Annotated in this window: 21 protein-coding genes and 1 rRNA gene; 5 read left to right on the forward strand and 17 right to left on the reverse strand. The window is 72.1% G+C overall.

The window, feature by feature from the left end:
- Window positions 1–27 precede the first annotated feature (27 nt).
- Window positions 28–1,710 carry a CTP synthase gene (locus ACIBK3_RS33930; RefSeq protein ID WP_399371330.1) on the reverse strand — a complete coding sequence of 561 codons (1,683 nt, stop codon included), beginning with the start codon at window positions 1,708–1,710 and terminating at the stop codon, window positions 28–30.
- Window positions 1,711–2,242: 532 nt separating this feature from the next.
- Here ACIBK3_RS33930 and ACIBK3_RS33935 point away from each other — a divergent pair.
- Together ACIBK3_RS33935 and ACIBK3_RS33940 are read left to right on the forward strand one after the other, a co-directional pair.
- Window positions 2,243–4,045 carry a glycoside hydrolase family 15 protein gene (locus tag ACIBK3_RS33935; RefSeq protein WP_399371364.1) on the forward strand — a complete coding sequence of 601 codons (1,803 nt, stop codon included), beginning with the start codon at window positions 2,243–2,245 and terminating at the stop codon, window positions 4,043–4,045.
- Window positions 4,046–4,285: 240 nt separating this feature from the next.
- On the forward strand, window positions 4,286–5,668 hold the full coding sequence (locus ACIBK3_RS33940; RefSeq protein WP_399371331.1) for an FAD-binding oxidoreductase: 1,383 nt from the start codon (window positions 4,286–4,288) through the stop codon (window positions 5,666–5,668).
- 46 nt (window positions 5,669–5,714) lie between these two features.
- On the opposite strand, the gene ACIBK3_RS33945 is transcribed toward ACIBK3_RS33940, so the two are convergent.
- On the reverse strand, window positions 5,715–6,134 hold the full coding sequence (locus ACIBK3_RS33945) for a hypothetical protein (protein ID WP_399371333.1): 420 nt from the start codon (window positions 6,132–6,134) through the stop codon (window positions 5,715–5,717).
- Between the two features lie 103 nt (window positions 6,135–6,237).
- Here ACIBK3_RS33945 and ACIBK3_RS33950 point away from each other — a divergent pair, with 103 nt between their 5' ends.
- Complete coding sequence (locus tag ACIBK3_RS33950) at window positions 6,238–7,884, forward strand: PucR family transcriptional regulator (RefSeq protein WP_399371335.1); 1,647 nt, start codon at window positions 6,238–6,240, stop codon at window positions 7,882–7,884.
- Here the strand turns inward: ACIBK3_RS33950 and ACIBK3_RS33955 are convergent.
- The 7 genes from ACIBK3_RS33955 to ACIBK3_RS33985 form a co-directional block, all read right to left on the reverse strand.
- Window positions 7,881–9,017 (reverse strand): glycosyltransferase family 4 protein, encoded by a 1,137-nt coding sequence (locus ACIBK3_RS33955; protein WP_399371336.1) that lies wholly within the window; start codon window positions 9,015–9,017, stop codon window positions 7,881–7,883. The two genes, ACIBK3_RS33950 and ACIBK3_RS33955, sit on opposite strands and share 4 nt — an antisense overlap.
- A gap of 180 nt (window positions 9,018–9,197) precedes the next feature.
- A complete protein-coding gene (locus tag ACIBK3_RS33960) occupies window positions 9,198–9,446 on the reverse strand; it encodes a hypothetical protein (protein ID WP_399371337.1) in 249 nt (82 codons plus the stop codon).
- 296 nt (window positions 9,447–9,742) lie between these two features.
- Entirely contained in the window at window positions 9,743–11,047 is a 1,305-nt protein-coding gene (locus ACIBK3_RS33965; RefSeq protein ID WP_399371338.1) for an alpha-amylase family protein, read from the reverse strand.
- A gap of 171 nt (window positions 11,048–11,218) precedes the next feature.
- Window positions 11,219–12,937, reverse strand: a complete 1,719-nt coding sequence (recN, locus tag ACIBK3_RS33970; RefSeq protein WP_399371366.1) for a DNA repair protein RecN — start codon at window positions 12,935–12,937, stop codon at window positions 11,219–11,221.
- 234 nt (window positions 12,938–13,171) lie between these two features.
- Entirely contained in the window at window positions 13,172–14,077 is a 906-nt protein-coding gene (locus ACIBK3_RS33975; RefSeq protein ID WP_399371339.1) for an NAD kinase, read from the reverse strand.
- Window positions 14,074–14,889 (reverse strand): TlyA family RNA methyltransferase, encoded by an 816-nt coding sequence (locus tag ACIBK3_RS33980; protein ID WP_399371340.1) that lies wholly within the window; start codon window positions 14,887–14,889, stop codon window positions 14,074–14,076. The genes ACIBK3_RS33975 and ACIBK3_RS33980 overlap by 4 nt, the downstream gene beginning before the upstream one ends.
- Window positions 14,890–14,896: 7 nt before the next feature.
- Window positions 14,897–15,274 (reverse strand): hypothetical protein, encoded by a 378-nt coding sequence (locus ACIBK3_RS33985; RefSeq protein WP_399371341.1) that lies wholly within the window; start codon window positions 15,272–15,274, stop codon window positions 14,897–14,899.
- Between the two features lie 42 nt (window positions 15,275–15,316).
- Between ACIBK3_RS33985 and ACIBK3_RS33990 the strand changes: the two genes are divergently transcribed.
- A complete protein-coding gene (locus ACIBK3_RS33990) occupies window positions 15,317–15,664 on the forward strand; it encodes an SCP2 sterol-binding domain-containing protein (RefSeq protein ID WP_399371343.1) in 348 nt (115 codons plus the stop codon).
- On the opposite strand, the gene ACIBK3_RS33995 is transcribed toward ACIBK3_RS33990, so the two are convergent.
- The 4 genes from ACIBK3_RS33995 to ACIBK3_RS34010 all read right to left on the reverse strand — a co-directional run bounded on the left by ACIBK3_RS33995 (window position 15,648) and on the right by ACIBK3_RS34010 (window position 19,805).
- Window positions 15,648–16,511, reverse strand: a complete 864-nt coding sequence (locus ACIBK3_RS33995; protein ID WP_399371345.1) for an ABC transporter ATP-binding protein — start codon at window positions 16,509–16,511, stop codon at window positions 15,648–15,650. The genes ACIBK3_RS33990 and ACIBK3_RS33995 overlap by 17 nt on opposite strands.
- A gap of 92 nt (window positions 16,512–16,603) precedes the next feature.
- On the reverse strand, window positions 16,604–17,641 hold the full coding sequence (locus ACIBK3_RS34000; RefSeq protein WP_399371346.1) for a FecCD family ABC transporter permease: 1,038 nt from the start codon (window positions 17,639–17,641) through the stop codon (window positions 16,604–16,606).
- Window positions 17,638–18,681 (reverse strand): FecCD family ABC transporter permease, encoded by a 1,044-nt coding sequence (locus ACIBK3_RS34005; protein WP_399371347.1) that lies wholly within the window; start codon window positions 18,679–18,681, stop codon window positions 17,638–17,640. The genes ACIBK3_RS34000 and ACIBK3_RS34005 overlap by 4 nt, the downstream gene beginning before the upstream one ends.
- 92 nt (window positions 18,682–18,773) lie before the next feature.
- Window positions 18,774–19,805 (reverse strand): HAD hydrolase-like protein, encoded by a 1,032-nt coding sequence (locus ACIBK3_RS34010; RefSeq protein ID WP_399371348.1) that lies wholly within the window; start codon window positions 19,803–19,805, stop codon window positions 18,774–18,776.
- A gap of 72 nt (window positions 19,806–19,877) precedes the next feature.
- Here ACIBK3_RS34010 and ACIBK3_RS34015 point away from each other — a divergent pair, with 72 nt between their 5' ends.
- Window positions 19,878–21,170, forward strand: a complete 1,293-nt coding sequence (locus ACIBK3_RS34015; protein ID WP_399371349.1) for a DUF1015 domain-containing protein — start codon at window positions 19,878–19,880, stop codon at window positions 21,168–21,170.
- A gap of 62 nt (window positions 21,171–21,232) precedes the next feature.
- Here ACIBK3_RS34015 and ACIBK3_RS34020 read toward each other — a convergent pair whose 3' ends face one another.
- The 4 genes from ACIBK3_RS34020 to rrf form a co-directional block, all read right to left on the reverse strand.
- Window positions 21,233–22,102 carry a hypothetical protein gene (locus ACIBK3_RS34020; RefSeq protein WP_399371368.1) on the reverse strand — a complete coding sequence of 290 codons (870 nt, stop codon included), beginning with the start codon at window positions 22,100–22,102 and terminating at the stop codon, window positions 21,233–21,235.
- Window positions 22,103–22,545: 443 nt separating this feature from the next.
- Window positions 22,546–22,911 (reverse strand): hypothetical protein, encoded by a 366-nt coding sequence (locus tag ACIBK3_RS34025; RefSeq protein WP_399371369.1) that lies wholly within the window; start codon window positions 22,909–22,911, stop codon window positions 22,546–22,548.
- A gap of 9 nt (window positions 22,912–22,920) precedes the next feature.
- Window positions 22,921–23,214 (reverse strand): hypothetical protein, encoded by a 294-nt coding sequence (locus ACIBK3_RS34030; protein WP_399371370.1) that lies wholly within the window; start codon window positions 23,212–23,214, stop codon window positions 22,921–22,923.
- Between the two features lie 252 nt (window positions 23,215–23,466).
- Window positions 23,467–23,557: ribosomal RNA gene (gene rrf / locus ACIBK3_RS34035) — 5S ribosomal RNA — on the reverse strand; the annotation flags it as partial.

The raw sequence follows: 23,557 nt of genomic DNA on the forward strand, positions 1-23,557 counted from the left end.
CACCCCGGTCACCGTACAACTGGTGTGTTACTTCGAATTCTCCCGCGCGGCCTCGGTCCTCTGCACCGCCGCCTTCACGAGCCCGGCGAACAGCGGGTGCGGACGCGTCGGGCGCGAGCGCAGTTCCGGGTGGGCCTGGGTGGCGACGAGGTAGGGGTGGACCTCGCGCGGGTACTCGACGTACTCGACGAGCTTGCCGTCCGGCGAGGTGCCGGTGAACTGGATGCCCGCCTTCTTCTCCAGCTCCGCGCGGTAGGCGTTGTTCACCTCGTAGCGGTGCCGGTGGCGCTCCTCGACGTACTCCTTGCCGTCGTACACCTCGCGCACGATGGAGCCCTCGGCGAGCTTGGCCGGGTACATGCCCAGGCGCATGGTGCCGCCCATGTCGCCCTCGCCGGCGACGATGTCGAGCTGCTCGGCCATCGTGGAGATGACCGGGTGGGCGGTGGCCGGGTCGAACTCGGTGGAGTTGGCGTCCGAGATGTCGGCCAGGTTGCGCGCGGCCTCGATCACGATGCACTGCAGGCCGAGACAGAGGCCGAGCAGCGGGATCCGGTTCTCGCGGGCGTAGCGGATCGCGCCGACCTTGCCGAGCACGCCCCGGTCGCCGAAGCCTCCGGGGATGCAGATGCCGTCGACGTCCGCCAGCTGCGCCTTGGCGCCGGCCTGGGTCTTGCAGTCGTCCGAGGTGACCCACTTGATCTTCACGCGGGCCTTGTTGGCGAAACCGCCGGCGCGCAGCGCCTCGGTGACCGAGAGATAGGCGTCGGGCAGGTCGATGTACTTGCCGACCAGGGCGAGGGTGACCTCGTGGTCCGGGTTGTGGACGCGGTCGAGCAGGTCGTCCCAGGTCGTCCAGTCCACGTCGCGGAACGCCAGGTCCAGCTTGCGGACGACATAGGCGTCCAGGCCCTCGCCGTGCACGGTCTTCGGGATGTCGTAGATCGAGCGGGCGTCGGGGCAGGCGACCACGGCGGCCTCGTCGACGTCGCACATCAGCGAGATCTTGCGCTTGATCGCGGTGGGCACCTCACGGTCGCAGCGCAGCACGATCGCGTCTGGCTGGATACCGATGTTGCGAAGAGCCGCAACCGAGTGCTGGGTCGGCTTCGTCTTCAGCTCCCCCGAGGGACCGATGTACGGCAGGAGCGAGATGTGGACGACGAAGACGTTGTCACGGCCGACCTCGTGCCGGACCTGGCGGACCGTCTCCAGGAACGGCAGCGACTCGATGTCGCCGACGGTGCCGCCGACTTCAGTGATCACCACGTCCACCTCGTCCGTCGCCATGCGGCGGATGCGGTGCTTGATCTCGTTGGTGATGTGCGGGATGACCTGGACGGTATCGCCCAGGTACTCGCCGCGGCGCTCCTTGGCGATCACCGTCGAGTAGACCTGACCGGTGGTGACGTTGGCGGAACCGTCCAGGTCGCGGTCGAGGAAGCGCTCGTAGTGGCCGATGTCCAGGTCCGTCTCGGCGCCGTCGTTGGTGACGAACACCTCACCGTGCTGGAAGGGGTTCATCGTGCCGGGGTCGACGTTCAGGTAGGGATCGAGCTTCTGCATCACGACGCGCAGACCGCGGGCCTTGAGCAGCATGCCGAGGCTGGAGGCCGTCAGTCCCTTGCCGAGCGAGGAGGCGACACCCCCGGTGACGAAGATGTGCTTGGTCGTCGTGGCTGTGCTGTTTCGGAAAGCAGCGGGCGGCATGGCCAAGAGGGGGCTCCCGTGGTCGCGGTCTGGAGGTGCGGTGCGGCTTCCCGGAGGCTTTCACCAGGGGTTTGTGCCGGAGGTTTCCGGGGGTGCCGCCGCTGCGGTTCGGGGGTTTCGTGCCCACCGGTCCACGGGCTACCAGGGTATCAGCGCCCGGGCGAGATGGCTTCCGGCCACGCTCCGCGCACAGGTCGACACAGACCCGCCCGGGACTGCTCATTTCTCACTCGTTGCTCACCCGTTCGGCTCACCCGCGTTGCCCGGAGCGGCACGCAGATCATCTACGTGCGTCGTATCCTGCTCGGACACTCGCTGCCGAGCCGTCCGGGAACACGGCACCACCCCCGCCCGTATCACCCGGAACAACGAGAGCTCGTCAGATCGTTGAGCAACAGTTGCCGTTTTGCCTCACAGCAGCATGACTGTTTTGATTCACCGCTCAACGACGCATGACAAAGACCCCTTGACCGCACTAGCGACAGCCCCCCGAAGATGGGGGGGCGACGTGGCCGTTCGACTGGAGTTGCACGTGGCCGGGCGCATCGAAGACTACGCACTCATCGGAGACATGCAGACCGCTGCCCTGGTCTGCCGGGACGGCACGGTGGACTGGCTGTGCCTGCCCCGCTTCGACTCGCATGCCATCTTCGCCGGTCTGCTGGGCACCGAGGAACACGGCTTCTGGCGGATCGGCCCGGCCCACGCGTCCGACGCCGAGCCGCCCACCGCGGCCCGGCGCGGCTACCGCGGCGACTCCCTGATCCTGGAATCCGAGTGGGACACCCCCCGCGGCACGGTCCGTGTGACCGACTTCATGCCCCCGCGTGACGGCGCCCCGCAGCTGATCCGGATCGTGGAGGGCGTCTCGGGCCGCGTCCCGATGCGCTCGGCCCTGCGCATGCGGTTCTCCTACGGCCGGGTCGTCCCCTGGGTGCACAAGCACGAGGGCCGCACGGTGGCCGTCGCGGGCCCGGACTCCGTGTGGTTCGACACAGAGGCCGAGACCTACGGCAAGTCGCTGACGACGTACGCCGACTTCACGATCTCCCCGGGTGAGCGGATCGCGTTCACCATCTCCTGGGAGCCCTCGCACAAGCAGCCGCCGCCGCTGCCGGAGCCCGAGCAGTCGCTGGAGGCCACGGAGGACTTCTGGCGGGAGTGGGTCGAGCACTGCACGTACCACGGCCCCTACCGTGAGGCCGTGGTCCGCTCGCTGATCACGCTGAAGGCGCTGACGTACGCCCCCACAGGCGGCATCGTCGCCGCGCCCACCACCTCTCTGCCGGAGGAGATCGGCGGCGTCCGCAACTGGGACTACCGCTACACCTGGCTGCGGGACGCGGCGATCACCCTGTCCTCGCTGCTGCGCACCGGCTACCGCGAGGAGGCCCGCGCCTGGCGCGAGTGGCTGCTGCGGGCCGTCGCCGGGGACCCGGAGAACCTGCAGATCATGTACGGCATCGCCGGCGAGCGGGAACTGGGCGAGGCCGAGCTGGACTGGCTGCCCGGCTACGAGTGCTCCGCGCCGGTCCGGGTCGGCAACGGCGCCGCCCACCAGCTCCAGCTGGACGTGTACGGCGAGGTCACCGAGGCCCTGCACCTGGCCCACATGACGGGCCTGGCCCGCAACGACTACGCCTCGCTGCTCCAGCTCAAGCTCATCCGCTACCTCGAGCAGCACTGGGACGAGCCGGACGAGGGCATCTGGGAGGTGCGCGGCCCGCGCCGCCACTTCGTGCACTCGAAGGTGATGGCGTGGGTGGCCGTGGACCGCACGATCAAGCTGATCGAGTCCGGGGACGCGGACGGCCCGCTGGAGAAGTGGCGGGAACTGCGCGACGACATCCACCGGGACGTGTGCGAGCGGGGCTACGACAAGGAGCGCAACACCTTCACGCAGTCGTACGGTTCCAGGGAACTGGACGCCTCTTTGCTGCTGATCCCGCAGATGGGCTTCCTGCCGCCCGACGACAAGCGCGTCATCGGCACCATCGAGGCGATCCAGCGCGAGCTGTCCACCGCGGACGGCTTCATCCTGCGCTACCCGACCTCGGGCGAGAACGAGGGCGTCGACGGCCTGCCCGGCGACGAGGGCGCCTTCCTCGCCTGCTCATTCTGGATGGCGGACGACCTCGCGATGATCGGCCGCGTCGACGAGGCCCGCAAGCTGTTCGAGAAGCTGCTGTCGCTGCGCAACGACCTCGGTCTGCTGGCCGAGGAGTGGGACCCGCGCCTGAAGCGTCAGGTCGGCAACTTCCCGCAGGCCTTCAGCCACGTTCCGCTGATCGACACGGCACTGCGGCTGACGGCGTCCGGGGCGTACGGCGGCTGAGCGCGACCTCTGTGGCCCCGGCCGAGGGCTGGGCAGTGCCGGGCCGAAGGCCTCGTACTGGACGTACGTGGGTGGACGTGCGTGGGTGGACGTGCGTGGGTGGACGTACGTGGGTGGACGTACGTGGGCTTTCGCCCGGTGGGCGAGGGGGCGTGCCGGGCGTCGCGGCGGGGCGAACGTCGCCTGCCGGGGCACTAGGCTGGAAGCGGACATATTGCCCCTTTGTGAAAGGGGGCGGCCATGGCTTCCCTCTCGAAGGCGGGCACGGCTCTGACCGCGCTGCGCGAGGACCTGGCCGGCGACGTGTTCGCCCCGGGTGACGTCGGATACGACGAGGCCCGGACCGTCTACAACGGGATGATCGACCGGCGGCCCGGGGTGATCGCGCAGTGCGTGGACGAGGCCGATGTGGTGCGCTCGGTGCGCTTCGCCCGGGAACTCGACCTGCCGGTCGCGGTGCGAGGCGGCGGGCACAGTGTGGCCGGCATGGCGCTCAACGACGGCGCGGTGGTGGTCGACCTGCGTCACATGCGGGCGGCCACCGTCGATCCGGCGGCCCAGGCGGTACGGGTCGGCGGCGGTGCCACGATGAGCGACCTGGACCGGGCCACCCAGCCGTTCGGCCTCGCCACCACCGGCGGCCGGGCGTCCACCATCGGCGTCGGCGGCTTCGTCCTCGGCGGCGGCACCGGCTGGCTGGACCGTTCCTGCGGACTCGCCGTCGACAACCTGCTCGGCGTGGAGCTGGTCACCGCCGACGGCAGCCGGGTGCATGCGAGCGCCGACGACAATCCCGAGCTGTTCTGGGCGCTGCACGGTGGCGGCGGCAACTTCGGCATCGCCACCGCCCTCACCCTGGCGCTGCACGAACTGCCTGAGTTCTCCATCGCGTTGGTGCTGTACCTGCCCGAGGTCGGCCCCGAGGTCGTGCGCACCTACCGCGACCTGATCAGCTCCGCCCCCGTCGAGGCGTCCGGCGAGGTCCTCTTTCTCACCGGCCCGCCGGCGGAGTTCGTCCCGGCGCACCTGGTCGGCACGCTGGTGTGCGGCGCGCTGCTGGCGTACGCGGGCGCCGAGGAGGACATGCGCAAGCTCGCCGAGCCCCTGCTGGCGCTGCCGCACGAGACGGAGGTCGTCACCGAGATTCCGTACGCCGACTTCCAGACGATGTTCGACGATCCGCCCGGGCTGCGGACCTCCTGGTCGGTGGAGTTCATGGCCGACGCGCCCGACGACTTCGTGGACGCCTTCTGCGACCGCGCCCGCTCCATGCCGGTGCCCTCCAGCAGCCGGCACGTCCTGTTCCCGCAGGGCGGGGCGATCGCCGACGGACCGCGGGAGTACCCGGTGCCGTACCGGGACGCCCCATGGGCGGTGCACCCGTTCGCGGCCTGGGAGGATCCGGCCGACGACGAGCGCGCCGACCAGTGGGTCCGGGACGTGCGCGCCGGTGTCCGGAAGTGGAGCACCGGCGCGGTCTACCTCAACTTCATCGGCGACGAGGGCGCGGACCGCGTGATCGCCGGCCTGGGTGCGAAGAACGCCCAGCGGCTTGCACGGGTGAAGCAGCGCTACGACCCGGACAACGTGTACCGCTTCAACCACAACATCAGGCCCGCCTGAGGGCTGCTCGCAGGGTGAGACGGAGTGCGCGCGGGAGAAGCCGCCGTCAGGCCGGCCCGAGGGCCGTCAGCGTCCGCTCGCCCGCCGGGTCACCCGCCGTGGCCGGCACCAGGGCGATCTCGTCGAGCGCGGCCTGGACCGCTTGCTGGAGGTGCCCAGGGCGGCCCCGACCGGCCGAACCGGTGACGCCCGCGGCACCCGCGGCACCCGCGGCACCCGCGACGCCCGCGGCACCCCGGGCGATCGTGCAGGCGTCCCGCACGGACACCGGCACCGGTCCGGCCGTCAGCGCGACCCGCTCGGTGGCCCGCCCGATCGCCGTGGCCAGGACGAAGGAGTCCAGGTCGGGCCCTCCCCGGCCGACACCTCGCGACAGCCGAGCCGGTCGGCGAGCGCCGACGAGCCGCAACGGCTCGCCGGCCGGACTGTCGTCCTCGCGCCCCACGGCGACCACGCTGATGTCCATGTCCCCGCCGCTACCCGAGAGCAGCCTGGCAAGCCGGGCGTGATCGATTCCGGGACCGTCCCGGAGATGTCGCCGGAAGGGGTGCACGGGTAGCGTCCGCTGCATGGACAGCGGCACGGACCACCGATTCGACAGCCGGGGCGCCGGAATCACCGTCCAGCGCGCGCTGGAGCTGCCCGGTCTGCGCGGCGGGCTGCCCGAGGTCCTCGCGGGCGCGGACCGGCTGGGGCGCACCGTGCGCTGGGTGCACGCGGGCGAGGTGCCCCACATCGCCTCGCTGCTCAAGGGCGGCGAACTGCTGCTCACCACGGGGTACGGCCTCGGCACCCGTCCGGCCGACCAGCGCGCGTTCGTCCGCACCCTGGCCGAGCGCGGTATCGCCGCGCTGGTCGTGGAACTCGGCCCCCGCTTCACCCGGCTGCCCGCGGCCCTGGTCGACACGGCACGCGCGGCCGGTCTCCCGCTGGTCCAACTGCACCGCGAGGTGCCGTTCGTGACGGTCACCGAGGAGGTCCACACCGAGATCGTCAACGGCCATTACGCCCTGCTCCGGCGGGCGGAAGAGGTGCACCGCCGCTGTACGCAGGCCCTGCTGGGCGGCGGCGGGGTGCCGCAGGTCCTCGGGATCCTGGCCGACTTCAGCGGCAACCCGGTCTTCCTGGAGACGACGGACGGTCGGCTCCTGTACGCCGCCGGGGCGGGCTCCGAGGGCGCGGACCCGCTGCAGGTGTGGGAGGGGCTGCGCGGCCAGCACCAGGACACCCCGCCGGCCGGCTCGGTCCTGGTGGACGTTCCGGGCGGCGGTCCGGGCACGGGTGCGGTGCGCGCCCGGCTGGTGTTGCTGCCCGTACGGGACCGGCTCGCCCTCGTGCACCGGATGGCCGCCGAACGGGCCGCGGGCCTCCTGGCGGTGGTCCTGATGCAGGCCCGGCAGGAGGAGGAGCTGGCGGCGCGGGGGCGGGGGGACTTCCTGACCGACCTCGCCGAGGGCCGTATCGCCGCGGAGGACGCCCCCGCGCAGGCGCGCGTGCTCGGCTTCAAGCCGGGCGCCGGCCCGCTGCTGCCCGTCGTGATGCGGCTCGCGGACACCCTGGCTCCGGGCGGCGGCTGGGCGGTCCTGGCGCGCGCGGTCGCGGAGGAGCTGGCGTCGGTGGGCGTGCCGGTCCTGTTGGGCGTACGGCCCGTCGAGGGCCGGGTCCCGCTGCTGCTGGGCCTGCGTGCGGAGACGGAACGGTCGGCCGTCGCGGACCGGGTGGCGGCGGCGCTGCGGGCGGGTGTGGAGCGGGCCGGGATGCAGCGGCCGGGGGCGCAGCCGCCGGTCGTGGTCGTCGGGGTGGCCGGCGGCTGGGCGGCGGCTTCGGCGGGCCTCAGGCACGCGGCGGAGACGGCGACCGCGGCGCAGGGCCTGTCCGACCGGCCCTGGTACGACGCCCGCCGCCTCGACATCGACCTGCTGCTGTGGCGGCTGCGCGAGCACCCGGACCTGGCGGCCTTCGTGGACCGGGCGATCGGCCCCGTCCGCGACCACGACCACCGCTCCAAGCCGCCGCTGCTGCCCACCCTGGAGACATACCTGGCCCACGCGGGCCGCAAGGCGGAGACCGCCCGCGAGCTCCACCTCAACCGGCAGACCCTGTACAACCGCCTCGCCCGTATCGGCGAGTTGCTGGGCACCGACCTGGACGACCCGCAGACGGTACTGGCGTTGAGCCTGGCGCTGCGGGCCCGCAGGCTGGTGCCGGCTTCCTAGATCAGGGGCCGCGGCTGGGTCAACTCGTCGTAGACACTCAGCACTTGGGCGACGGTCTCGTCCTCGGTGGGCCAGGTGGCCGCCTGGCGCAGGCCCTTCTCCCGGAGCAGTTCCCGGCGCTCGGGATCATCGAGCAGCCGTACCACCGCGTCCGCGAGGGCCTTGGCGTCTGCCGGCGGGACGAGTTCGGCCGCGTCGCCGACGAGTTCGGGGACGCCGCCACCGGCCGCGGCGACGAGCGGCACGCGCGCGTGCAGGGCCTCCTGGGCGAGCACGGACCGCGACTCCCCGCTGCCCGGCAGGAGGGCGAGGTCGGCGGCGGCGAGCAACTCGGTCGCGTCGTCCCGTCGTCCGATCAGCCGGACCGGCAGTTGCTCGTCCTCGATCCGCCGCTGCAACTCGGCACGCAACGGCCCCTCTCCGGCGATCACCACCAGCGGTACGGGGTCGAGGCGCCGCCATGCGCGGGCGGCGTCCAGCAGTGTGCCGTAGCCCCGGTACCGGTCGAGGGAGCCGACGGCCATCAGCAACGGGCGGCCGGTGGCGCCGAGTTCGGCCCGGATCTTGGGCCGCAGCCGGTCGGGATCCTCCGGCTCGAAGGTCTCGCGGGGACCGGGCAGCGCCACGGCGGCGAGCCGCGCGTCCCGCGCGCCCGTCCCGCGGGCCCGGTCGACGAGGACCGAGGTGGTGCCGAGCACCACGGCGGCGGTCTTCACCACCCGCCGCTCCAGCAGGCGCAGGAAGTGAGCCCGCGCGCCCTCGGCGTACGCCCGGTCGTGCCAGGTGACGACGAGCGGGGTGCGCCGCCCGCTGAGCGCGAGCACGGCGCGGAAGGAGGCGTGCAGTCCGTGGGCGTGCACGAGGTCGGCGTCGGTGCAGGCCTGGCGCAGCACGGCCACGGAGGCCGGGTCGCTGCTGCGCGGCACATGGACGTGTTCGGCGCCGACGCCGGTGAAGTCGTAGGCGTGATCGGCCTCGACGGGGGCGCACACCGTGACCCGCACGCCCCGCGCCACCAGCCCGGAGGCCAGGGAGCGCACATGCGCGCTGCTGCCGGCGTTGCCTCCGCCGAGCACCTGCACGGTGCGCAGCGGCGCCTGGCCGTGCGGTGAGTGGCTGCTCACGGGGGTCACGTGGCCGGGGCTCCTGGTTCGGGTCGGGCGGTCACGAGGAAACGTACAGAAGGTATCGAGCGGGGGGTCCCCCGCGCGCTTCCTACGCGTACTGCGTTCTACGCCAAGGATGCCAGGCCGTACGGGTGTTCCGAGAACGCCGGAGGCCGGGCGGCCGGGCGGTTCGGCGAGTGGGGTCACTCACACGAGTGAAGAGACCAGGGTTCCGTGCGCATACGTGTACGTGTACACGTACGGAAGGCTACTCGCGTCAGCCTCGCCGCCGCGCTCACCTGGCCCGTACACGGCAACGGCGATGAGCGCGGCGGCATGGACGGCCGGCCGCGCCCGCCCCCTGCTCGCGACGACGGCGGCCTCCAGAGCCGCGCCCAGCGCGTGCGCCCCGGTGTCGCCGATCATCGCGCGCTCCCCCAGGTCCGCAGGCAGCACGGCCGTCGCGGCCTCCGTCTCGACGGGGGGCCAACTCCCCGGCGACCAGCACGGCCACTCCCGCGGCGGGCCACACCCGACCGGCCCCGGCCGCCACGGCGAGGTACGACGCGGGCCCGGCGTACAACTCGACGGTCCACCGGCGTAGTTGCACCGTTCCCAGCGCCCCCCGCCGCCCGGTGCCAGGGTGCGCGGGGCCGCGGTCGTCGCGCGGGTCAGAGCGGTCGCCGTGAGGAAGGCCGTGCCCCGGCCGTTTCGCGTGCTCCTCCCGGCGTCGTGGAGAGGGGCACGCCCGTTCACGGGGTGGTCGCCACGCACCAGCCGAACTCCGGCAACGAGACCGTGCCCGACCGCGCTTCGACGCTGCCGTCCCCCGCGGCAGGGGTCCAGGGCGCGGGCGGGACCGATCCCGTCCCGGGCGCCGTACCGAAGTTGAGGCCGACCGCGACGGCGGCATCGCTTCCGGGGTCCGTGAGGACGTAGGTGAGCACCGTGTCGTCGAGGGTGTGGACCTGGGTGCGGGCCCGCACCAGCCAGGGATTGCGCCGGCGCAGCCCCACCAGCGATTGATGGAGCTGTTCCACCCACAGGTGGTCGGAGCCCAGGTCCTCCGGAGCGGCCGGGAACGCCGGGCGCACGGCGTCGTCCCCGCCCGCTCGCTCCTCCTTCACGCCCCGCCGGGCACGCTCGTCGCCCGCGTACACGGACGGGATCCCGCCGACGGTGAACAGCACGGTGAGGGCGTGCGCGAGATGCCGGGGCTCGCGCAGCCGGCTGGCGATCCGGGTGACGTCGTGGTTCCCGACGAACGTCTGCGGTACGAAGGTGTCGAGCAGGGCGTTGTGGCGTCCGAGCGTCCAGGCCAGCTCGTGCGGGTTGGTGTCGTTGAGCGAGCTCCAGACCGCCTTCCACAACTCGTACTGCGTGACGGAGTCAAGACCTCCCTCCGTGACGTACGCGGCGTAGTCCCCGTGGATGACCTCCCCGCAGAACCACGCCTGGGGATGCCGGGCCCGCACCCGGTCGGTGACGGTGCGCCAGAAGGGCCGCGGCACGGCGTAGGCGGCGTCCAGCCGCCAGCCGGCCACGCCCCGCTCGAGCCAGTGGTCGAGGACGGCGACCACATGGTCGGCGACGGCGGGGTTGGCGTGGTTGAGCGCGACCAGGTGACCGTGTCCCTCGAAGGTACGGAAGTCGTCGCCCTCGGGGACGAACCAGTCCGCGTACGGCGAGACGGAGCCGCGCCGCTGCACATCGGCGAACGGGGCGAAGGAACGGCCGACGTGGTTGAAGACGCCGTCCAGCAGGACCCGCACGCCCCGGTCGGCCGCGCGCTGGATCAGGTCGGTCAGGTCGTCCTCGGTGCCGAGGCGGGGGTCGATCCGGAAGTGGTCGACCGTGTCGTACCCATGGGTCTCGGCGGCGAAGACCGGGCCGAGGGCGAGGCCGTTGCAGCCCAGCCGGACAAGGTGGTCCAGCCAGTTGGCCAGCATCGGCAGTCGGTGGCGCGGCGGTTCGTCCGGGGGCAGGGCGGTGCGTTCGGCACCGAGGAAGCCCAGGGGATAGACGTGCCACCAGATGGCGTGGTCGGACCAGGGCACGGGTGCCTCCGTCAGCGGGGTCGGGACGGACGGCCGGGGCGGCCGGCCGGTGAGTCGGTTCGCGCGGACGCCTGACGCCACCCGCGGGCCGAGGTCCGCAGGACCCGCACCACGCGCGTCGGCCGGAGTGCCGCCACCCTTCGGCACGTCGGTCAGGGTGTCACCTGGGCTCTACACCTCGGCCCGAGCCGTGGCCAGCAGTTCCTCCGCGTGTGCCCGGGCGGTCTCCGAGTCCTCCTGTCCGGCGAGCATCCGGGACAGTTCCCGGATCCGCTCCTCGCCCTCCAGCACCTTCACACCGGACCGGGTCACGGAACCGTCGTTGGTCTTCTCCACCAGCAACTGCCGGTCGGCGAAGGCGGCCACCTGGGGCAGATGCGTGACGACGACGACCTGCGCGGTCTTCGCGAGCCGGGCCAGCCGCCGCCCGATCTCCACCGCGGCCTTGCCACCGACACCGGCGTCGACCTCGTCGAAGAGATACGTCGGCACCGGATCGGTCCCCGCGAAGACGACCTCCACCGCCAGCATCACGCGGGACAGCTCACCCCCGGACGCGCCCTTGGCGATGGGCCGGGGCGGCGCCCCGGGATGCGGGGCCAGCAGCAGTTCGACCTCGTCGACACCGGCCGGCCCGTAAGCGACGGCGCGTCCGCCGACCTCGACGCCCTCCGGGTCCTCGGTCTGCCGGATGTCGAAGGACACGCGCGCGTGCGGCATCGCCAGCGAGGCCAGCTCGGCGGTCACGGCGGCCGCGAACCGCTCGGCGGCCTCGGTCCGCGCATCGGTCAGCGCCTGCGCCAGCCCGCCCAGTTCGGCCCGCAGCGCGTCCCGTTCGGCGGTCAGCTCGCCGATCCGGTCGTCGTCGCCGTCCAGCTCGGTGAGCCGCGCGGCGCTCTGCTCGGCCCACGCCAGCACCGAGGCGACGTCCTCGCCGTACTTCCGCGTCAGCGCGGTCAGCGCTGCCCGCCGTTCCTCCACCGCGGACAGCCGCAGCGGATCGGCGTCCAGATCGTCGGCGTACCCGGCGAGCTCACCCGCCACATCGCCGAGCAGGATCCCGATCTCCCCGATCCGGTCGGCGAGCGCGGCCAGCTCCGGGTCGTGCGACCGTACGGCGTCCAGGGCCCGCTGCGCCCCCGCGACGAGGGTCGCCGCGTCGATGCCTTCGGGGTCCTCCGGATTGCCGGCGAGCGCGGCGTGAGCGGCCGTCGCGGCGGACGACAGTGCCTCGGCGTGCCCGAGTCGCTCCGCCTCCTCCGCCAGCTCCACGTCCTCCCCGGCGCGCGGTTCGACCCCGGCGATCTCGTCGAGCCCGTACCGCAGCATGTCGGCTTCCTGAGCCCGCTCACGGGCTCGCGTGACGATCTCCTCCAGCTCCACCGACACCGCCCGCAGCCGCCGGTACGCCTCGGTGTACTTGGCCAGCGGCACCGCCACCGCGTCCCCCGCGTACCGGTCCAGCGCCTGCCGCTGCCGGGACAGCTTCAGCAGCCCCTGCTGGTCGGTCTGCCCGTGCACGGCCACCAGGTCGTCGGCCAGCTCGGCCAGCAGCCCGACCGGCACCGTGCGCCCGCCGAGGTAGGCCCGGGACCGCCCTTCGGCGGAAACGGTACGGCTGATCAGCAACGCCCCGTCGTCGAGCTCCGCCCCCGCCTCCTCGGCCCGCACGATGGCCGGCTCACCGGCGGACACGCTGATCCGCCCCTCCACGACCGCCTTCTCGGCCCCGATCCGCACGAGCGCCGCATCCGCCCGCCCGCCCAGGAGCAGGCCAAGGCTGGTGACCACCATGGTCTTGCCCGCGCCCGTCTCACCCGTGACCGCGGTGAACCCTGGCGACAGCTCGACGACCGCGTCGTCGATGACTCCGAGCGACCGTATCCGCATCTCCTCCAACACGGACACGACCTTACGAGGTCAGGGAGGGGAAGTGCGACGGCCCCCGGCCCTGACATGTGAAGGTGCAGGTAACGAATGCGCACAGGCCGCACTTGTCACCCGGGCGAGTGGACGTCCCTGGGGGCGCGGGGCAGTGTCGGTATGCGGCTCCGCCGCGAGGGCCCGACAAGCCACAACGGACCCGCACCCGCCGACGCACCCCGGCACCCCACGGCGAACGGGCTAATGCGGCGCCCCCCGCCACCCGGAAACCGGCAACGCGAACTTCGCCACCAGCCGATCCGTGAACGAAGCATGATGCAGCCGAGCGAGCCGCACCGGCACAGCCCCCCGCCGCACCTCGACCCGCGCTCCCGGCGGCAACTCCACCGTCCGCCGCCCGTCACACCACAGCACGCCCGGCGGGATATGAGGCAGCACCTCCACCGCCAGCACAGAATTCGGCGACGTGACCAACGGCTTCGCGAACAGCGCGTGCGCACTGATCGGCACCATCAGCAACGCCTCGACCTCCGGCCACACCACCGGTCCGCCCGCCGAGAACGCGTACGCCGTGGACCCGGTAGGAGTGGACAGCACGATCCCGTCACACCCGAACCCGGTCACCGGCCGCCCGTCGATCTCCAGCACGACCTCGAGCAGCTTCTCCGCGGACACCTTCTGCACGGCCGCCTCGTTCAGCGCCCAGTCCGTGTGCACGATGTCGCCGTTGCGGTGCACGACGACATCGATCGTCATCCGCTCCTCGACCTCGTACGCCTTCGTCGCCACCCGCTCGACGACCTTGTCGAGGTCGTCCCGCTCGGCCTCCGCCAGGAAGCCCACGCGCCCCAGGTTGACGCCGAGCATCGGTACCCCGGACGCCCGGGCGAACTCGGCGCCCCGCAGCAGCGTCCCGTCGCCCCCGAGCACGATCAGTAGCTCACACCCGTCGAGGCACTGCGGAGTGGCCTCCTTGACCAGCACCACTTCCTCGGGGAGCGGCAGGTCCTGCGCCTCCGCCTCCAGGACGCGTACGCCGATACCCTCGCGCAGCAGCCCCTTCACCACCAGTTCGGCGCTGCGGATCGCCGCGGGCCGCCCGGTGTGGGCGAGCAGGAAAACAGTACGAGCTCGGTTCTGGCTCAACGCGGCCCCTCCGCAACTGCACGGTCTACGTCGGCCGGGTCCAGTTCGGGTGCACCCGACCGCAGCCACAGAAAGTACTCGACATTGCCCGCAGGCCCAGGCAGCGGGCTGGCGGTCACGCCCCGCACACCGAGCCCCAGGTCCCAGGCCCGCCCCGCCACCGCGCTCACGGCCTCGGCACGCAGCTGCGGACTCCGTACGACTCCCCCGCTGCCCAGCCGCTCCTTGCCCACCTCGAACTGCGGCTTGACCATCATCACCAGATCGGCGTCCGGTTTCACGCACCGCACCAAGGCGGGCAGTACCAGACCGAGCGGAATGAAGGACAGATCCCCCACGACAAGATCCACTGGCTCCCCATCGATCACTTCGAGCGTCAACTCGCGTACGTTCGTACGATCCTTGACGGTGACGCGTTCATCGCTCTGAAGAGACCAGGCGAGTTGTCCGTATCCCACGTCCACGGCGACGACGTGCGCGGCCCCCGCCCGCAGCAGCACATCCGTGAAACCGCCGGTGGACGCGCCGGCGTCCAACGCCCGCCGGCCCGCGACGACCAGACCCTCCGGTACGAAGGTCTCCAGCGCGCCGGCGAGCTTGTGGCCGCCGCGCGAGACGTAGTCGGGATCGCTGTCGTCGACGGAGACGACGATCGCCGCCGCGGTCTCCACCTGGGTGGCGGGCTTGGTCGCGACGGTTCTGCCGACGGTGACCCGCCCGGCGGCGATCAACTGGCCGGCGTGCTCACGCGAACGCGCGAGCTTCCTGCGGACCAGCTCCGCGTCGAGACGGCGACGTGCGACTCCTGCCACGTTCGGTTCAGCTCCTGCTCTGGTACGACTGGTTCGATGACGCCTGGTTCGACGACGTCTGGTACGACGACGGGGGCGCCGGAGGTCCCGGCCGGGCGTCGAGCGCGGTGAGCGCGTCACGCAGCCCCCGGTGTACATCCTCGTACACCTCCACGTGTCCGTCCGTGGCGAGGTGGTCGGCGTCGCCGAGCCGCGCGAGCCGGGCGTCCACCTCGGCGTTGCCGGTGGGGACGCGGGGCATGTTCAGCGGGGCGGGGGCGGCGGGGTCGTACTCGTGCTCGGCCTCCACGGCCTCCGCCGCTTCGCCGGCCTCCACGACCTCCACGGTCTCCACGGCCTCAAGGGCCTCCTGGGAGGTCTCCGTTTCCGGCACCATGTCGTTCATGCCCAGACGCTACCTCGAAGCCCTGGGGTACCGTCGATCGCGATGGCCACGATCGAGGAGTGCCGCGCAGCACTCGAGAAGCTCTCGGACAACATGCAGTCCGCCGAAGGGGACGTCCGCACAGCCGCGGCCCTGGACCGTTCGGTGAGCTGTCACATCACCGACCTGGACGTCACCTTCGTCGGCCGGCTCACCGGCGGCCGGATCGAGGTGGCGGACACGGTCCAGGGACCGCCGCCTCAGAAGGCCGAGATAAGGCTCGCGATGGCGGGCGACGACCTGGTGGCCCTGGTCGGCGGAGAGCTGCACTTCGCCAAGGCCTGGGGTTCGGGCCGGGTGAAGCTGGAGGCAGGGCTCAAAGACCTGCTCAGCCTCAGGAAGCTTCTCTGACCCCCGCCCTTTCCTGCTCGCTGTTCACGTCGTGCTCGCTGTTCACGGCCTTCGCTTCCGTCCGCGCCTGGCGCGCCGCCGGCACCACCAGCGGCGTGCCCGTCTCCGGGTCGTCGATGACCTGGCAGCGCAGCCCGAAGACCTCCTCGACCAGCTCGGCGGTGACGATGTCGTTCGGCGGGCCCTCGGCGATGATCCGGCCGCTCTTCAGGGCGATCAGGTGGGTGGCGTACCGGGCGGCGTGGTTGAGGTCGTGCAGCACGGCGACCAGCGTGCGGCCCTGCTCCTCGTGGAGCTCCGCGCACAGGTCCAGTACGTCGATCTGGTGCTGGATGTCGAGGTAGGTCGTCGGCTCGTCGAGCAGCAGCAGCGGGGTCTGCTGGGCGAGCGCCATCGCGATCCACACGCGCTGGCGCTGGCCGCCGGACAGCTCGTCGACATAGCGGTCGGCGAGCTCGGCGACACCGGTCCGCGCCATCGACTGCTGGACCACCCGCTCGTCCTCGGTCGACCACTGCCGCAGGATGCCCTGGTGCGGATAGCGGCCGCGGCCCACCAGGTCGGCGACGGTGATCCCGTCGGGAGCGATCGACGACTGCGGCAGCAGGCCCAGGGTGCGTGCGACCTTCTTCGCCGGCATCGACTGGATGACCTGCCCGTCGAGCAGCACCCGCCCCCGGTTCGGCTTGAGCATCCGGGACAGCGCCCGCAGAAGCGTGGACTTGCCGCACGCGTTCGGACCGACGATCACCGTGAAGGAGTGGTCGGGTATCTCCACCGACAACTCCTCGGCGATGACCCGCTGGTCGTAGGCGAGGGTCACGTTCTCGGCGGACAGGCGGTTCACAGTGCTCCTTCGGTTGTTCAGCCCGGGGCCCGAGTGGTTGTCCGGCCCGGGGCCCGAGTTGCGGTCGGCGCCGCTCCCGGCGCCCCCGGCGCTCATATCCGGCCCGCCTTGCGCTCGATGACCAGCAGCCACAGCAGGTAGACACCGCCGAGGACACCGGTGACCACGCCGACGGGCAGCTGGCCGGACCCGAAGGCGCGCTGTGAGATCCAGTCGGCGGTGACCAGGAGGGCGGCGCCCATGCACAGGGACGCCAGCAGGTTCGGGCCGGGCGAGCGGGTCAGGCGACGGGCCAGCTGGGGCGCGGTGAGCGCGACGAAGCTGATGGGTCCGGCGGCCGCGGTGGCGGACGCGGTGAGCAGGACGGCGGCCACCAGCAGCACCATCCGTACCCGCTCGACCCGCACCCCCAAGGCGTAGGAGACGTCGTCGCCCATCTCCGTCATCCGCAGCCCGCGCGCGTTGGCGAGGACCAGCGGTACGAGCACGGCGCACAGCCAGAGCAGCGGCCACACCTGGTCCCAGTCACGGCCGTCGAGCGTGCCGGTGATCCAGACGACGGCACGGGCCGCGTCGGTGAGGTCGGACCGCGTCAGCAGATAGTTGTTGAGGGCGGTGAGCATCGCGGACACACCGATCCCGACCAGCACCAGCCGATAGCCGTGCACGCCCCGCCGCCAGGCGAGCAGATAGATGGCGATCCCGGTCGCGAGGCCGCCCAGCAGGGCGCCGACGGTGACCTGGGCCGCGCTGCCACCCATCAGCACGATCACGATCAGGGCACCGGCCGCCGCGCCCTGGCCGAGCCCGAGCACGTCCGGACTGCCCAGCGGATTGCGGGAGACGGCCTGGAACAGCGCACCCCCCAGTCCGAGCGAGGCGCCGACCAGCAGTCCTACGAAGACCCGCGGCAGCCGCAGTTCGTTGATGATGAGCTCCTGGCCCGCGTTGCCGTTTCCGGCCAGCGTCCTGAGCACGTCGGCGGGCGGGATCGGGAAGTCGCCGGTGCCGATCAGCAGGACGCTCGCGGCGAGCGCGGCGACCAGCAGCAGGACGACGACGGTGACGGCACGGACGTCCACCCGCAGCGAGAGCCCGCCCGGAGTCCTGAGGGCACGGTTGGTCTTCACAGCTGGGCCAGCCTCCGCCGACGTACGAGGAAGATGAACACGGGACCGCCGACGAGCGCGGTGACGATGCCGACCTGCAGCTCGGCGGGCCGCGCGACGATCCGGCCGAGGACGTCGGCGCCCAGCAGCAGCACGGGCGACAGGACGGTCGCGTACGGCAGGATCCAGCGCAGGTCGGGCCCGGTGAAGGACCGTACGACGTGCGGGATCATGAGCCCGACGAACACGATCGGCCCGCACGCGGCGGTCGCGGCCCCGCACAGCACGGTCGCGGCCAGCATGGACAGCGCCCGGGTGCGGTTCAGGTTGGCGCCGAGCGCCTTGGCGGTGTCGTCGCCCATGGCCACCGCGTTGAGCGGCCGGGCCAGGGCGAGCGCGAGGACCGTGCCGGCCAGCAGGAACGGCAGCACCTGGACGATGATCGAGTCAGTCGCCGACGACAGCGAACCGACCGTCCAGAAGCGCATCCGGTTCAGCGCCGCGTCGTCCAGGATCATCACGGCCTGGAGGTAGCCGTAGAGCGCGGCGCTGATCGCGGTGCCGGCGAGCGCGAGCCGTACCGGTGTGGCACCCCGGCTGCCGCCCAGGAACCAGACCATGGCCCCGACCCCGGCCGCGCCGAGGAAGGCGAACCACACATAGCCGCTGAGCGAGGTGACGCCGAAGAACGAGATGGCGGTGACGACCGCGGCGGACGCGCCCGCGTTGATGCCGAGCAGTCCGGGATCGGCCAGCGGGTTACGGGTGAGCGCCTGCAGTACGGCCCCGGCCAGACCGAGCGCGGCGCCGACCAGCACCCCCAGCACGGTCCGTGACAGCCGGTCGGCGACCACGACGTCGGCGTACGTCCCCGAATCCTCGAACAGGCCGTGCCAGACCTCGCCCACGGACAGCGCCTTGGCACCGACAGCGACGCTCGCCACCGCGACCAGCGCCAGCAGCACGACCGACACGAGCAACCCGGCGGCTCGTATCGTCCGGCGGTTCGGGGGCGCGGGGGCGTTCCCCGCGCGCTGTTCGGGAGGACTGTCGACCAACACCCAGTTAGGTTAGCCTACCCTCGCATTCAGCCACGATTCCGGAGGCGAAGCCAAGGCTTGAGGGATGCCAAGGCCTACGGCCCGCCTACGACTCACAGGCCCAGCCGCGCCAGTGCCTTCCCCCCGTCCAGCTCGCACACCCCGTCACCGGCCGCCGTCCAGGCCGCCGCGCACAGCGCCCGCAGCCCGTCCAAGGCCTCACCGTCACCGTCCAGTTCCAGGCTCCCCGCGGCCCCCGTCTTCGCCGTCCAGCCGCCGCACCGGAAGCCGCCGCCCGCCTGCACGACCTCCGGCTGCCCGGTGAGCAACCCCCGCAGATCGGCGTCGACATACGTCGGCCGGTGCTGCGGCGGCGCGGCCAGCAGTTGCGGCCCGTCCGTCACCCCGGTCAGGACGAGCAGCGAGTCGACCTCGCCGTTGAACGCCCCCTCGATGTCCGTGTCCAGCCGGTCCCCGACCACCAACGGCCGCTCGGCGCCGGTCCGCAGAATCGTCTCGCGGTGCATCGGCGGCAGCGGCTTGCCCGCCACCTCGGGATCGGCACCGGTCGCGATCCGGACGACCTCCACCGCCGCGCCGTTGCCGGGCGCGATCCCGCGTGCGCTCGGAATCGTCAGGTCGGTGTTGGACGCGTACCAGGGCACCCCGCGCGCGATGGCGTAGCAGGCCTCCGCGAACCGACTCCACGTCAGATCGGGGCCGCCGTATCCCTGTACGACCGCCGCCGGATCGTCGTCCGCCGACTCCACGGGTTCGAGTCCGCGCTCCCGCAACGCCACCCGCAGACCCTCACCGCCGATCACCAGCACCCGAGCACCGGAGGGCACCCGCTCGGCGATCAGCCGCGCGACCGCCTGCGCGGAGGTGATCACGTCCGTCGTCCCCGTCGGTATGCCCAGCTCGGTCAGGTGCTCGGCCACGGCGTCAGGGGTCCGCAGGGCGTTGTTGGTGACGTACGCGAGACGCATCCCGCCCTCGCGCGCGGTGGCCAGTGACTCGACGGCGTACGCGATCGCGTTCCCGCCCGCGTACACCACCCCGTCCAGATCGAGGAGCGCCGTGTCGTACGCCTCGCTGAGGGCCTGACCACTGCCCTCGGGCCTCGTCCTGACACGCTGGCTCATTCCGCATCGCTCCTCGTTCGACGGTTTTCCCCCGATCATCCCGCATGCCACTGACACACGTACGATGCCGGGATGAACTCAGCAGGTCACTCGGAAGCAACGGCGCGCCGAGGCCTGGAACTCACCCCGTTCCGAGGCCTGCGTTACGACCCCGACCGGGTCGGCACCCTGGCCGCCGTGACCTCCCCGCCGTACGACGTCGTCGTACGCCCCGACGGCGTGCACCACCTCCAGTCCGCGGACCCGCACAACATCGTCCGGCTGATCCTCCCCCAGGCCACCACCCCCGCCGAACGCAACGCCCAGGCGGCCCGCACCCTGCGCCGCTGGCTGGCCGAGGGAGTCCTGACCGCCGATTCCGAGCCGGGTCTGTACGTCTACGAACAGCGCGCCGGCGACGGCCTCCTGCAGCGCGGCATCATCGGCGCCCTGCGCCTGTCGGAACCCTCGGAGGGCGTGGTCCTGCCGCACGAGGACGTCATGCCCCATGTCGTCGCCGACCGCGCCGCCCTGATGCGCGCCACCTCCGCGAACCTGGAACCCCTGCTCCTGACCTATCGCGGTGCCGACTCCACTTCCGCCACCGCCGAGGTCGTCGAGCGAACCGCCGAACAGCCCCCGCTGCTCGCGACGACCACGGAGGACGGCTTCCGCCACCGCCTGTGGTCGATCACCGCCCCCGCCGACCTGGATCACGTCCGGTCCGACCTGGCCCGGCACCAGGCCCTGATCGCCGACGGCCACCACCGCTGGGCGACTTACCGGCGTCTACGCGCGGAGCATCCCTCCCCCAGCCCCTGGGACTACGGCTTGGTCCTCCTCGTCGACACGGCCCGATACCCCCTGCGCGTCCGCGCCATCCACCGTCTCCTGCACGACCTGCCCGTCGCGGACGCCGTCTCCGCCGTGGCCGGCCTGTTCCGCGTACGCCGCCTCGACGTTCCGTTGCCGCAGGCCATGGAGGCCCTGGCCGACGCGGCCTGCGAGAGCAACGCGTTCCTGCTGGCGGGCGACGGCGCCTTCCATCTCATCGACCGCCCGGACCCGGCGCTGCTGTCCCGCACGGTCCCCGCCGGGCAACCCGCCGCCTGGCGCACCCTCGACGCGACGGTCCTGCACGCGGCCCTTCTCGCCCACGTCTGGGGCATTCCCGAGGACGACCCTGCCCGTATCGCCTACATCCACGACACGGCGGCCACGGTCGGCAAGGCCGAACGCGACGGCGGTACGGCCGTCCTGATGCACCCGGTCCGTGAGGAGGTCGTCCGCGACCTCGCCCGTCAAGGTGTCACGATGCCCCGCAAGTCCACGTCGTTCGGCCCGAAGCCGGCATCGGGCCTGGTGCTTCGCGCGCTGGACCTGTAACGCCCACGGACACACGAAAGGGCGGGCCCCGACTGCCGGGGCCCGCCCTTCACATACGGACGTCAGTCCTTGTCGTCGCTGTCGGCGTCCTCGATGCCGTCGGCTTCGTGGACCTCGTCGACGTCCGTGACGTCCTCGGCTTCGTCGATGTCCGCGACGTGCTCGACGCTCGTGGCTTCCTTGGCGTCCACCGCTGGGAGGACGTCGTGCGACTCGGTCTCCTCGTCCTCATCGTCGGCCTCGGCCTCGCCCGCGTCGAAGGCGTCGACGAACTCCACGCCCTCCAGCTCGGCGAGCCGGTCCGAGGCGTCCGTGCTGCCGTCCTTGTCGGCCTCAAGGGCCTTGGCGAACCACTCCCGTGCCTCGTCCTCCCGCCCTGCCGCGAGCAGGGCGTCGGCGTACGCGTACCGCAGCCGCGCGGTCCACGGCTGGACGGAGTTGGAGGCCAGTTCGGGGCTCTGCAGCGTCACGATCGCCGCGTCCAGCTGCTCCATGTCCCGTCGGGCACCGGCCGCGACGAGCCGCATCTCGACCTGCCCGGCCTTGTCGAGCTTGTGCACCTCAGGGGCACCGGCCATGTCCAGCGCCTTCTCGGGCCGCCCGAGCCCACGCTCGCAGTCGGCCATGACCGGCCACAGATCCACGCCGCCGGTCATCCGCCGCGCGGCCCGGAACTCGGCCAGCGCCTCACCGTACTTCTGGGTCGCGTACGCCGCGAAACCGGCCGCCTCCCGTACGGCGGCGACCCGCGAGGCGAGCCGCAGAGCCACCCTGGAGTAGCCGTAGGCGCCCTCGGGATCCTCGTCGATGAGCCGGGCCACCATCACCAGGTTCTTGGCGACATCCTCCGCGAGCGTCTTCGGCAGACTCTGCAGTTCCTGCCGTACGTCCTTGTCGATCTCGTCGCCCGTGACGTCCTCGGGGATCGGCAGCCGCTTGATCGGCTCCCGGTCCCGGTCCCGCTCGTCGCGGAAACGGCCACCGCCGCGCCGGTCGTCGCCCCCGCGGAAACCACGGTCCCGGTCACCCCTGTCGTCCCGGCCACGGAAGCCGCCGGGACGTCCACCGCGGTCGTCACTACGGGGCCCACGGGCACCACGGTCGTCCCGCCCACGGAACCCACCGCGCTCCCCCCGGCTGTCACGGTGGTCGCGGCTGTCGTCCCGCCGGAAACCACCGCGGTCGCCGCCCCGGTCGTCAGTCCGCCGATCGTCACGCCGGTCATCCCGCCGGTCGTCGCGACGGAAGGGCGGACGGTCCCCGCCCCGATCGTCGCGGCGGAACCCACGGTCACGATCATCACCGCCACGGAACCCACGATCACGGTCGCGGTCATCACGACGGGGCCCGCCAGGACGGTCGTCACGACGCGGACCTACGGAACGGTCATCACGGCGGGGCCCGCTGGGACGGTCGTCACGGCGGGGCCCACTGGGACGGTCGTCGCCACGGCGATCGTCACGCCGGTCATCGCGGCGGTCGTCACGCCGGAACCCACCGCGGTCGCCGCCCCGGTCGTCCCCACGGCGGTCGTCACGACGCCCGAAACCGCCGCGGTTGTCATCCCTGCGGAAGCCACCGCGGTCGTCACTCCGACGCTCTCCACGGTCGTCGCGACGGAAGGGCGGACGGTCCCCGCCCCGATCGTCGCGGCGGAACCCACGGTCACGATCATCACCGCCACGGAACCCACGATCACGGTCGCGGTCATCACGACGGGGCCCGCCAGGACGGTCGTCACGACGCGGACCTACGGAACGGTCATCGCGGCGGGGCCCGCTGGGACGATCGTCGCGGCGGGGCCCGCTGGGACGGTCATCACGACGGGGTCCACCGGAACGGTCGTCCGTCCGTCGGAACGCCGGACGAGAGCCACGATCGCCTTCGCGTCGGTCGTCCCGCCGGCCGTACCCGCCCCGGTTGTCGTCACGACGGTCGTCCCGTCGGTCGTCACGGCGGGGTCCACCGCGCTCGCCACGATCACCGCTGCGGTCATCGCCTCGCCGATCATCACGGCGGGGATATCCGCCAGGGCCGTTGTCACGGCGGTCGTTGTCACGGCGGAAGCCGCCACGGTCCCCGCGGTAGCCGCCCCGGTCGCCGCCGCGGTCACCACTGTCCCGTCGCCGCTGGTCGCGCTCCGGTCGATCCTCGGGAGAGTTGGTGGACATGGTGACTCCTGTCTTCGGTACCGCAAGTCATTCTCGCGCAGCCGAGTACCCGGCGCGCTCTGGAAAAACAAAAAGGACCCCTGGTCCCAGCTGAACGCTGGTGACCAGGGGTCCTTCCAAAGATTGTTCGGCGGCGTCCTACTCTCCCACAGGGTCCCCCCTGCAGTACCATCGGCGCTGTAAGGCTTAGCTTCCGGGTTCGAAATGTGACCGGGC

The sequence above is a fragment of the Streptomyces sp. NPDC050287 genome, assembly GCF_044459385.1.
Classification (GTDB): domain Bacteria; phylum Actinomycetota; class Actinomycetes; order Streptomycetales; family Streptomycetaceae; genus Streptomyces.

Bases quoted from the DNA above. Each gene is read 5' to 3' on its own strand.
- ACIBK3_RS33930 (WP_399371330.1), bottom strand. From the start codon at position 1,710: ATGCCGCCCGCTGCTTTCCGAAACAGCACAGCCACGACGACCAAGCAC.
- ACIBK3_RS33940 (WP_399371331.1), top strand. From the start codon at position 4,286: ATGGCTTCCCTCTCGAAGGCGGGCACGGCTCTGACCGCGCTGCGCGAG.
- ACIBK3_RS33945 (WP_399371333.1), bottom strand. From the start codon at position 6,134: ATGGACATCAGCGTGGTCGCCGTGGGGCGCGAGGACGACAGTCCGGCC.
- ACIBK3_RS33950 (WP_399371335.1), top strand. From the start codon at position 6,238: ATGGACAGCGGCACGGACCACCGATTCGACAGCCGGGGCGCCGGAATC.
- recN (WP_399371366.1), bottom strand. From the start codon at position 12,937: ATGCGGATACGGTCGCTCGGAGTCATCGACGACGCGGTCGTCGAGCTG.
- ACIBK3_RS33985 (WP_399371341.1), bottom strand. From the start codon at position 15,274: ATGAACGACATGGTGCCGGAAACGGAGACCTCCCAGGAGGCCCTTGAG.
- ACIBK3_RS33990 (WP_399371343.1), top strand. From the start codon at position 15,317: ATGGCCACGATCGAGGAGTGCCGCGCAGCACTCGAGAAGCTCTCGGAC.
- ACIBK3_RS34010 (WP_399371348.1), bottom strand. From the start codon at position 19,805: ATGAGCCAGCGTGTCAGGACGAGGCCCGAGGGCAGTGGTCAGGCCCTC.
- ACIBK3_RS34015 (WP_399371349.1), top strand. From the start codon at position 19,878: ATGAACTCAGCAGGTCACTCGGAAGCAACGGCGCGCCGAGGCCTGGAA.